12 protein-coding genes, 1 tRNA gene and 1 pseudogene are annotated in these 8,839 nt (G+C 58.7%); 7 read left to right on the top strand and 7 right to left on the bottom strand.

The genetic code is table 11. The features are described from left to right. Positions 1–69: 69 nt before the first annotated feature. A complete protein-coding gene (locus tag EKD05_RS24580; protein WP_129678146.1) occupies positions 70–522 on the bottom strand; it encodes a GntR family transcriptional regulator in 453 nt (150 codons plus the stop codon). A 180-nt stretch (positions 523–702) separates the two neighbouring features. Here EKD05_RS24580 and EKD05_RS26170 point away from each other — a divergent pair. After that, a tRNA-Sec gene (locus tag EKD05_RS26170) sits at positions 703–797 on the top strand. Positions 798–1,068: 271 nt separating this feature from the next. Then, on the top strand, positions 1,069–1,458 hold the full coding sequence (locus EKD05_RS26945) for a hypothetical protein (RefSeq protein WP_240695925.1): 390 nt from the start codon (positions 1,069–1,071) through the stop codon (positions 1,456–1,458). On the opposite strand, the pseudogene EKD05_RS27360 reads toward EKD05_RS26945, so the two are convergent. The 3 genes and pseudogenes from EKD05_RS27360 to EKD05_RS24565 form a co-directional block, all read right to left on the bottom strand. Further along, a pseudogene (locus EKD05_RS27360) lies at positions 1,339–2,463 on the bottom strand (recombinase family protein); the annotation flags it as partial. The gene EKD05_RS26945 and the pseudogene EKD05_RS27360 sit on opposite strands and share 120 nt — an antisense overlap. Beyond that, complete coding sequence (locus EKD05_RS24570; RefSeq protein ID WP_129678142.1) at positions 2,463–2,723, bottom strand: hypothetical protein; 261 nt, start codon at positions 2,721–2,723, stop codon at positions 2,463–2,465. The pseudogene EKD05_RS27360 and the gene EKD05_RS24570, both read right to left, overlap by 1 nt. A gap of 259 nt (positions 2,724–2,982) precedes the next feature. Continuing rightward, positions 2,983–3,216, bottom strand: coding sequence for a hypothetical protein (locus EKD05_RS24565; protein WP_097650480.1), 234 nt, complete (start codon positions 3,214–3,216; stop codon positions 2,983–2,985). Positions 3,217–3,755: 539 nt separating this feature from the next. Here EKD05_RS24565 and EKD05_RS26155 point away from each other — a divergent pair. Then, positions 3,756–3,911: a hypothetical protein gene (locus EKD05_RS26155; RefSeq protein WP_165360956.1), complete on the top strand. Its 156-nt coding sequence runs from the start codon at positions 3,756–3,758 to the stop codon at positions 3,909–3,911. A 430-nt stretch (positions 3,912–4,341) separates the two neighbouring features. On the opposite strand, the gene EKD05_RS24560 is transcribed toward EKD05_RS26155, so the two are convergent. Then, positions 4,342–5,451, bottom strand: a complete 1,110-nt coding sequence (locus EKD05_RS24560) for an IS3 family transposase (RefSeq protein WP_129678140.1) — start codon at positions 5,449–5,451, stop codon at positions 4,342–4,344. 87 nt (positions 5,452–5,538) lie between these two features. Between EKD05_RS24560 and EKD05_RS27055 the strand changes: the two genes are divergently transcribed. The 4 genes from EKD05_RS27055 to EKD05_RS24540 all read left to right on the top strand — a co-directional run bounded on the left by EKD05_RS27055 (position 5,539) and on the right by EKD05_RS24540 (position 7,429). Beyond that, on the top strand, positions 5,539–5,718 hold the full coding sequence (locus EKD05_RS27055) for a transposase (protein WP_370374941.1): 180 nt from the start codon (positions 5,539–5,541) through the stop codon (positions 5,716–5,718). Positions 5,719–5,754: 36 nt separating this feature from the next. Next, complete coding sequence (locus EKD05_RS24550) at positions 5,755–6,090, top strand: transposase (protein WP_129678138.1); 336 nt, start codon at positions 5,755–5,757, stop codon at positions 6,088–6,090. Positions 6,091–6,098: 8 nt separating this feature from the next. Then, positions 6,099–6,974 carry an IS3 family transposase gene (locus EKD05_RS24545; RefSeq protein WP_129678136.1) on the top strand — a complete coding sequence of 292 codons (876 nt, stop codon included), beginning with the start codon at positions 6,099–6,101 and terminating at the stop codon, positions 6,972–6,974. A 110-nt stretch (positions 6,975–7,084) separates the two neighbouring features. Next, entirely contained in the window at positions 7,085–7,429 is a 345-nt protein-coding gene (locus EKD05_RS24540) for an RlmF-related methyltransferase (RefSeq protein WP_129678134.1), read from the top strand. 52 nt (positions 7,430–7,481) lie between these two features. Here the strand turns inward: EKD05_RS24540 and EKD05_RS24535 are convergent, their stop codons facing one another. After that, complete coding sequence (locus EKD05_RS24535; RefSeq protein ID WP_129678132.1) at positions 7,482–8,108, bottom strand: hypothetical protein; 627 nt, start codon at positions 8,106–8,108, stop codon at positions 7,482–7,484. A gap of 89 nt (positions 8,109–8,197) precedes the next feature. Then, entirely contained in the window at positions 8,198–8,692 is a 495-nt protein-coding gene (locus EKD05_RS24530) for a hypothetical protein (protein ID WP_129678130.1), read from the bottom strand. Between the last annotated feature and the right edge of the window lie 147 nt (positions 8,693–8,839).

The following is an 8,839-nucleotide window of genomic DNA, read 5'->3' as shown; positions in this document are numbered from 1 at the left end:
GCCGACCAGGATGACGGAGGCCGTACCGGGGTTTCCGTGTCAAGCGTTTCGGCGGCGGGAGCTGGCTGTTCAGGGCTGTGGGTAGTCATCACAACGATCCTCTCGTACCGCCCTGCATGCAACGGGTTTTTGGGAGCATGGTGTCCAAAGGTAGTCTAGCACATAGGGCGCTTGGATATCGGAGGGTGACATCTGCTCAGCAGCGATCCGGGCAGCGAGGCTCTCGAGGCACTCACGAACCTGGTAGATCTCCAGGATATCGTGGGCAGTGAGCTCAGTAATAAACGTACCGCGGCTCGGGATAGAGCGCACAAGGCCTTCCTTTTCAAGCCGCTTGAGCGCCTCGCGCACCGGTGTACGGCTTAGCTGCAGCGTCACGGCCAGTTGGTGTTCCGAGAGGGGACTTGACGGCCGCAACTCGCCATCAAGAATACGTCGCCGGATCTGCTGATAGGCGTGCTGGTTCAGGCCGCCTTCTGCGCCAGGCGCACCGAGGTCATTTAGGGATTTTGGGCGAGGCATCGCGCACTCATGTCAGGCAGAGCCCGTTTCATAAATCGGTATACCGGTTGTATCCCGGACAGTGTAACAGCTTGTACGCTAGCCGTCAAGAGATTACCAAGCGCGGTCGAGGTCATCAACCAGGAGCGCACGCAGCAGATGCGATTGACACAAAGGACAAGATCAGGCTACAATCACCGCGAGAGCGGATGTGGCCCGGTGGCTGCCCTGGTCTTCAAAACCAGCGGGCGGGGTGACGAACTTCGTCGGTGGGTTCGACTCCCACGCGCTCTCGAACGAGCCATTTTCACGAATTTCATAGAGTTCCACTTCGATGTAGTAGGCTCCCGGCCCTTCTTGCCGCACGGTCATCGCATGAACCAGAAAGTTCAGGGCGCGCTTGAGCGCGAAATGCGCTTCAGGTTCGCTCCAGTGGGCGGGATCTAACAACGGATCCGTGAGGGTCACTTCAATCGTGCGGGCCTTCTCATCCAGGACGGCTACGCCAAGCCGGAGCGTACGAATCTGCGCTTCGGTCTCGTCACAGGCTGCCAGAGCATCGTCGGCATGTTCAACCAACGCGGCGCGAACCCGTTCCGAGGCATGCTTGACTTGGAAGGTAAGCGCGTCCATCGCCGCACTCCGTCGTCGTTCTCGTTCCGCCAGGCGATCCTCCGCACATTCGATGGCCTTCTCCAGTTCGGCCCGACGTCGCTCCATCGCCGCGTTGATCTCGGCGAGCAGCGCCTCCTGACTGCGCTCCTGCACATCAGCCAGCACCACCTCCAACACCGCCTGCTCAAGCTCGGCAGCGTCGAGCATGGGGAGTTGACATGCGCCAGGTTTGTTGACCCGCCCGGCACAACGATATTTGCGATACCGATACGTCTTGTCCCCCTTGTATTTGGTGCTGGTATAGCCATGGATAGCCTCACCACAGAGACCGCAGCGCAATGAGGCGAGCAGGTAGGCGTTGGCGGGTGAGATCGTCGCAGCGGTCCCGTCTTGCACCGCCAGTTCCACCGCCTGCACGCGACGGAGTATTGCGTCCGGCACCAGAGGCTTCCCGGTCTCCACGCGCACCGGCTGTTTGAGGTTGCCGTCCGCATCCTCACGAAACCGATTGGCATGCTTGCCCCAGCACAGCACGCCCGCATAGACGCCATCAACCGCTTTCTGGCAGATCTCATTGACCGTGAAGGCAATCCAGGTTCCTGCGGGAACCCGCCGGGGCACATGGATGACCTCGCCCGTCTCCGGATCTTGGCGCTCCAGGTAGGGCCGGCGCTGGTAGATCAACAGCCCTGGGGTTGGTGGAACCTGTCGCTTGGCTCCCTCCTCCAGCACGATCCCCTCATTAAGCATGCGCGTGATCGTATGATAGCTCAGCCCTTCACCACGCTTGCCCAGGATCCAGAGCAGCACCGCATAGCTCTCGGGATCAGGCATGAACCAGCCCTGGCCGTCAGGAAGAACCCCATACGGAATGTTCCCACCGCGCCACTTGCCTTGCTGGGCACGAAAGCGATGGCGCTTGTAGGTGCGCTGGCTCGTCTCATCGACCTCCCACTCGGCCAGCACGCCGCGGATACCGCGCTGCAACTTACGATACTGCGGGGCCTGCTTCTCCGGCTCACCGACATAGAGCACCTGGATACCGAACGTCTGCAGCTCCGCTTCGAACTGGCGGCGCTCCATATCGTTGCGATGGCCGCGGTCAACACTCTCGACGCGTACCCGGTCAAACTCACGGCGGCGGGCCGCCGTGAGCAACTTCTGGAACTCCTCGCGGCGGGCCGCGCTCGTGCCAGAACGGGCCTGGTCGATGAACTCGGCGACGATCACTTCGCCAGCGCTCTTCGCCTCGGCACGCAAGCGGGCGAGTTGGTCGGGGATGCTGACGCCGTGCTTGACTTGATCCACGCTTGAACAGCGCAGGTAGAGCGCGGTACGCTTCGACATCAGGCAGCCTCCCCCAGGTGCACCGTCAATGCGGCGAGTTGCGTACGCAGCGTCTCAGCGGCCTGCGTCAGCGTGCGCCGCCGGGTTTGGCGTTGGGCCTCAACGCTGGTGAACTGATGCGCGATCCGGAAGGCTTCCGCCAGTTCCGGCACAGCCGTCATCACCAGGAGCGCGTCGGCGAGTTCGGTCAAGCCAGCGCCCGGATCGCCGGGAACGTGGCACCCATGCGCCGTGATGCGCGGACGATGCGTCAGCTTCATTGACCACCTCCGACGAGGTGGCGGCACTGCGGTGGTCTGCCGATGCAGACCACCCGAACGACACCTTCTTCACATGGGAACGTCCAACGGACATCCTTCCAACCTAGGAAGCGGGACGGGTGCAGGGTACGTGTGCGCAGACCCTGCCAACCACAAAGGGGCAGCACGTCCATCAATCATCTCCCTCATGAGGCCCATCGGTCGCGGAAGGAAGGGCAGATGCGCACGACTGGTGGGTTCGCAGAATCCGTGGGTTTCGTCAATCAGCCTCAGCTGAATCGACCCGTTTCAGCAACTCAACCACCTCTGGGCGTTGCTGCTTCAACGTCTCCCAGGCCAGATCAATCAGACTCCGAATCGTCGTCGGCGCGCCGTCCTTCGCGCTGAGCGACCAGACCGCAGCCACATAGCGTAGCTCACGATGCGTTGTTTCGGAAATGCGGGCGGGTACCCCCGCCTGACGTCCTTCGTTGGCCCGGTCGTTCCCGGCCATAGATCCTCCATGTTTACCGTGCCACCATGCTACCCTGACCTTCCTTCCTTGTCAAGATACTGGTGGGCCGATAGCTGACGCTGAAGCGGCCATGCTGGCCCCTGACGGGTTCCCTCAGTGCGCCCAGCGCCGCATCCCCAGAGGATAAGCCTATCGTACCGTTATTGCACACATGTGTCAATGAGTCAAAAAGAGTCAAAGATGAGGCAATTTGGGGTCATGGCGAGGGTAGGGGTGTCTTCGTGGTCAGAGGCAAGGCCCGCCGCACCGGATACCCTACCGACCGCCATTGCTCTCCGATACCATTGGGCCGCGCCGGGTCGGTGGATGTGCGTCGCCCTGGATGGCCCCGGCGCCGCCGCATGGAGCCGGGCGACGCACCCGCCCGTGCGGGTCGAGTCGCTACGCGATGCAGCAGGATCAGGTGCATCGCCCCTACGATACGACAGCCAAGGCCACCATCTAAAATATAGACCTATGTTTTATGTTTGACTCTCTTTGTGCTCTACTGCCGCATACGTGCGGTGAGGCGAACGCAGATGATCGAAACCAACCTGGTCGCACTGAGTGAGATGGCGATGGCCCGCTTCCCGCCCCGTCTGGCTGCGCCACGCCCTGATCGGCGCGGGAAGGAACGTGCCGGTGGCGTCGTCGCTGCCCCAGATGAACCGCTAACGCAGCCTGGTGTTGCGTGACATTACTGGCATAACCGGGCAGGCGATCCTCTGTGCGATGGTCGCGTGTGCGCGTGACCCTGGCCGACTCGTCGAGTTCCGCGCTTCCAGTTGGCGCAGATGCTTGTGGCAATGGAGTCGCGGGGTACACCAAGCGCCCCAGTACCAGATCTACCACCGGTCAAGCGTAAGTCGAAGACCAAGCATGCACCAGCGTCGAGCACTCGCGCGCAACTCGTCCGGATCGTGGGGTATGGTTACCCCCTTTGTCAAGACCACTAAAGGACGAAAATAAGCAACCGAGTGTCAATGGTTTTGGGTGTGTCATGGCGCGGTTAGGCAGCCTCCAGCAGGCCGAGTCAAGACCGACTGTCCCGACACATTCCACCATGCCTCGGGTGGTCTTGACCGGTCTGCTACCCTGCGGCTGCCGCGCCAGGTCCGCCCCGGCTTAGCCTGCGCCATAGACAGCTGCGGGCGTCCGGTACGCTAAACTCTGGTGGAGTCGTTGCGTGTTGTAAACGTCCATAGAGCCCCGCACCCCGGCCACAACCGCCGGCACCGACTGATAGTCGTGGAGATACAGATGTTCGTACTTCACGCTCCGCCAGAAGCGCTCGATAAAAATGTTGTCGAACACGCGCCCGCGACCGTCCATGCTGATCTGGACGCCGGCGGTTTCCAGGCGACTGGTGAACGCCTGGGCCGTGAACTGACTGCCCTGGTCGGTGTTGAACATAGTCGGTTTCCCGCGCAGGAGTGCGCGATCCAACGCCGCGCAGCAGAAACTGCCCTCCAAGCTCGTGGCGATCTCCCACGCGATGATGAAGCGACTCCACCAGTCCATGATCGCCACCAGATAGACGAAGCCGAGCGGCATTGGGACATACGTGATATCCGCACACCACACCTGATTGGGGCCATCAATCACCTGATCACGGAGCAAATAGGGATAGATCCGGTGACCTGGCGTGCTCGTTGCGGGGCGCTTGCGCAGCATCACGGCCTGGATGCCGAGTTGGCGCATCAATCGGCGCACGCGTTTGCGATTGACGGCATACCCCTGCGTCCGGAGCACCGCCGTCATCCGGGGAACGCCATAAAAGGGGGTCTCCATATACTGCTGATCAATCCGGCGCAACAGGTCGAGATTCAGGGGATCGATGGGCTGGGCCTGATAGTAATACGATGCACGATGGAGGCCGAGCAGCGCACACTGACACCGGATACTCAGTTCAGGATGATCCGGTTCAAGGAGCGACCGCTTCGCTTCAACCGAAACGGTCAACTTTTTTTTCACCCACGCCAGTTCCATTTGGAGGCGGCCAATCTGCTCGAAGAGTTCGGCTTCACGCGCTGTTTGCGCCTGCTGCTCACGCACCTGCTGACGACCAAACAGGCTGCTGCCGCCCTCGAGCAACTGCTTCTTCCATTGGGTGATTTGCGTCGGATGCACCTCGTATTCGCTTGCGAGTTGACTGAGCGTCTTCTGCTCTTTGGCCGCTTCAAGGGCCAGACGGAATTTGAAGTCGGCACTCCGTTGTTGGCGTTTCTTGGTCATGCTCCCCCCACAATTCGGTAAAAACGCTTTACAGCGCATTGCATTTGTTGTGGTCTAGTTTCTAGGGGTAATTATAGGGGCGACCTGGTGGACGTGACGGGCTTGTCGGCCGCGACGGTGCAGACCATCTTGTCAGAGATCGGTACCAATATGAGCCGGTTTCCAACGGTCAAGCACGTTGCATCCTGGCTGGGGCTAGCACCGCACACTGACATCTCGGGTGGACAGGTTATACTGCCCCCCTGTACAGGCAGACCACCACGATGACATACTGACCAGTAGTCAGACAGGGAGGTGGAGTTGATGAGCAACGAGCAGACATCCAACGACGAGACCCTTAAGCGCTGGACGGCCAAGCGCCGAGTTGCCCTGGTGCTCGAGATCCTGCGGGGCGAGACCACCGCGGCCGAGGCTGCTCGCCGGCACGACCTCACCGTCGCCGAAATCGAGCAGTGGAAGGAGCGCTTCCTCGGTGGCGCCGAGAACGCCCTGCGGAGCCGACCGCTGGACGATGAGGCCCTCAAGAACCAGGAAATCAAGCGCCTGCAGCGCAAGGTTGGCGAGCTGGTCATGGACATCGACATCCTCAAGGAGGCGTCGAAAGCAAACCCTTCGATGCGGCAGATGCGCGACGAGTAAAGGAGGCGATGCCCAAGGCGTCGCTCCGCCGTATCTGCCGCGTCCTGAACGTCACGCGCTCGACAGTGTACGAGGCCGAAGCTGCACAGGCTGCCGCGAGCGAGACCAATCAGCCCCTGGAACTCTCCCAGGACGCGCTGCTGATTGCTCGCATCAAGGCCCTCATCAAGGAGTTCCCGACCTACGGCTATCGCCGTATCTGCGCGTTGTTGCGCAAGCGCGACAAATTGACCATCAATCGCAAGAAGGTGTATCGGCTGATGCGCGAGCAGCGCTGGATGATCCGCCAGCGCGAGACGAGCCCCAAGCCTCGGGTACAAAAGTCGCGCTCGCGCACAGACCGCTCCAACGAGCGCTGGGCGATGGACATCTCGCACGTGTCCTGTGGAGCCGATGGTTGGGGTCACCTCGTCGCGGTGATCGATTGCCACGACCGCGAGCTTGTGGGCTGGGAGTTCGCACTGCGCGGACGAGCCCAGGAGGCGGAACGGGCGCTGGAGATGGCGTGTCTTACGCGCTTTGGGACGCTCCGACCGACGGGTGAGACACCGGTGCTGCGCAGTGACAACGGTCTGGTCTTCCTCAGCCGGCGCTTCCGTGAGGCCTGCACCTTCTACCGGCTTACGCAGGAGTACATCACGCCCTCCACGCCCGAGCAGAACGGCTTGATCGAGCGCTTCTTTCGGAGCTTCAAGGAGGAGTGCGTCTGGCAGCAGAACTTCACGAGCTTTGCCGAGGCCCGTCGCGCGGTGAGGAACTGGCTAGAGTGGTACAACCGCGAGCGACCGCACCAGTCGCTGGGCTACCTGAGTCCTCACGAGTATCGCGCCAAGGAGCAGCCACCGGCGTCCGACCCGCCAAACCAGAGCGTGCGAGCGGCGTAGGTCGTACGCGCAGCGACGACCTACGCCGCTCGCAAGCCCGCGGCGGAGCCGCGCCTGCCGTCGGTCAGATAAGGCGTCCGAGTGGTTTGACAAACGGGGGGCATTACAAGGTGTTACACTCGCGGACGATGAAGGGAAGCAGCCGGGATGGGCAAGCGTTCCAGCAAGCCGTCCAGTCGGTGGAGCGCTCAGACTCGTCGTTCGATGCTTATTTCCAGGCAATGCGGGCGCGGAAGGAACCGCAGCAAGCGACTGTGGCAACGGGCCACAAGCTTGTGCGCACGGTCTATTCCATGCTGCTGTGCGGCGAGCCGTTCCACACGGAGAGCACGACCGCCGATGAAGGGCGCAAGGAACGTGAGCGCAAGCAGTTGACCCGACATGCACAGAAACTCGGCTACCAGATCACCCCAGCGCCTTCCAAGGCCGCTCCTGCTCCTGTGGAGACCCCATAACCGAAGAGGGATTTCTCAGGACAGCGGTGTTCGGGCGCAGAATCCGGAAAATCTAGGAAAAGTTAAAGGATAGTAGCAAATGGAATAGGCGGATTTTATTTTTTGAGGCTGTACGATTATGAATTGATTGGTAAATATCCGTAAAATTTTCCACAGGATTGTGTGAGTGTAAGTAATCTGAGTCCTTTAATTTACGGTGACGTTGTGGTTCCTTCATGCTTTGATTGATTTGAGCGACAATAGCTGATGAACTACCTGATAGTATATACCCTAACATTCCTGCATCGGGTACTTCGCGTGCATATTCCTCGTCAATAAATCTGAACATCCCTTGACTGACATACTCTGCGACAAGATTTTTATATGCTTCGCTAGAAGTTCTATCTGCAATTAGCTTGGCTTCCCAGACAAATCTACGCTGTCTATAGCTCTTTTCCCAAGCACCGTAAAGCCACATATCCATTTCTTTCGCTGTCTTTGCTAACACTTCGCCAGATTTTATCTGCTCTGTATGAACCTTCGACCGTACAATAACGAAGATGTTATGCTCATACGCAACATGGTGTATATAGTCCTCGCCCAAGCTGGATGTAAATGTATCTTCGTTCCAATCTTTCTTGGGCTTTTGATCGGCTCTCAAGAGTAAATACCCTTTGATGGTGACACTTAGTGCCATCATTACAAATGTTTCCCACGGAATTTGAAATCTATCCGAATGTCCAACACTCGATTCTGGAACGTGAAGCGATAGTTGTGGGTGCATTCTTGTTAGTCCCGGTGTTTTTCGGCTCGATTCATCATTTCCGCTATTGTACTATCAGCGTCAGCTCGTGCGAGAGTACGCGTCCAGAAGCGCTGCTCACTTGGGCGCACTAAATAAAGCCAATCCCCGTCATAGATTCTAACGTGACGACGGCTAAATAGTGAGGGCGACTTTTGCTCTAGGAGTGCCTTATCAAGGCGACGCAGAAGCTCTTTCATGGCTTGCTTGGTTTCGACAACTTGTACCTCTTGTGCATTGCGTTGGTCGGTTAGGAGGAACCCGACGACACTAAGCGGTGTTCCGTTTTGATACACAACTGCGTTTAGTCGCTCATTTTGATATTGTAGAACATTTGAAACAGCATCGGCAAAAGTCGTAGCATATGTTTTAAGCATATCTAGACTAGGACGCCTAACAGCTGCAGTGCCATTTGCGTTTCGATTCTTTTGCTTAAACCAATAGAAGTAGTTAATAGAGTACTCGCTCAAATCCTCAAGCAAATGTCGCTCATAAGCAGGGACGCGGAAGATATTCAGTACAAGATTGTCTATCTCCTTCGTCTGAGCGCTAATATAGCAGTCCTAAATTATTTGTAAACGGCCATAACGCTGACGGTTGGGAAAGTCAAAGGTGTGGCGTTCCAAGCC

This window comes from Candidatus Chloroploca sp. Khr17, assembly GCF_004138165.1.
GTDB lineage: Bacteria > Chloroflexota > Chloroflexia > Chloroflexales > Chloroflexaceae > Chloroploca.
The sequence above is the reverse complement of the archived record's forward strand: the minus strand, read 5'-3'. Positions and strand labels throughout refer to the sequence as shown.

What these genes read in the sequence shown, in the direction of transcription:
- EKD05_RS24535 (WP_129678132.1), bottom strand. Translation starts at nt 8,108, where the DNA reads ATGATGGCACTAAGTGTCACCATCAAAGGGTATTTACTCTTGAGAGCC.
- EKD05_RS24565 (WP_097650480.1), bottom strand. Translation starts at nt 3,216, where the DNA reads ATGGCCGGGAACGACCGGGCCAACGAAGGACGTCAGGCGGGGGTACCC.
- EKD05_RS24560 (WP_129678140.1), bottom strand. Translation starts at nt 5,451, where the DNA reads ATGACCAAGAAACGCCAACAACGGAGTGCCGACTTCAAATTCCGTCTG.
- EKD05_RS26945 (WP_240695925.1), top strand. Translation starts at nt 1,069, where the DNA reads ATGTTCAACCAACGCGGCGCGAACCCGTTCCGAGGCATGCTTGACTTG.
- EKD05_RS24550 (WP_129678138.1), top strand. Translation starts at nt 5,755, where the DNA reads ATGAGCAACGAGCAGACATCCAACGACGAGACCCTTAAGCGCTGGACG.
- EKD05_RS24580 (WP_129678146.1), bottom strand. Translation starts at nt 522, where the DNA reads ATGCCTCGCCCAAAATCCCTAAATGACCTCGGTGCGCCTGGCGCAGAA.
- EKD05_RS24570 (WP_129678142.1), bottom strand. Translation starts at nt 2,723, where the DNA reads ATGAAGCTGACGCATCGTCCGCGCATCACGGCGCATGGGTGCCACGTT.
- EKD05_RS24545 (WP_129678136.1), top strand. Translation starts at nt 6,099, where the DNA reads ATGCCCAAGGCGTCGCTCCGCCGTATCTGCCGCGTCCTGAACGTCACG.
- EKD05_RS26155 (WP_165360956.1), top strand. Translation starts at nt 3,756, where the DNA reads ATGATCGAAACCAACCTGGTCGCACTGAGTGAGATGGCGATGGCCCGC.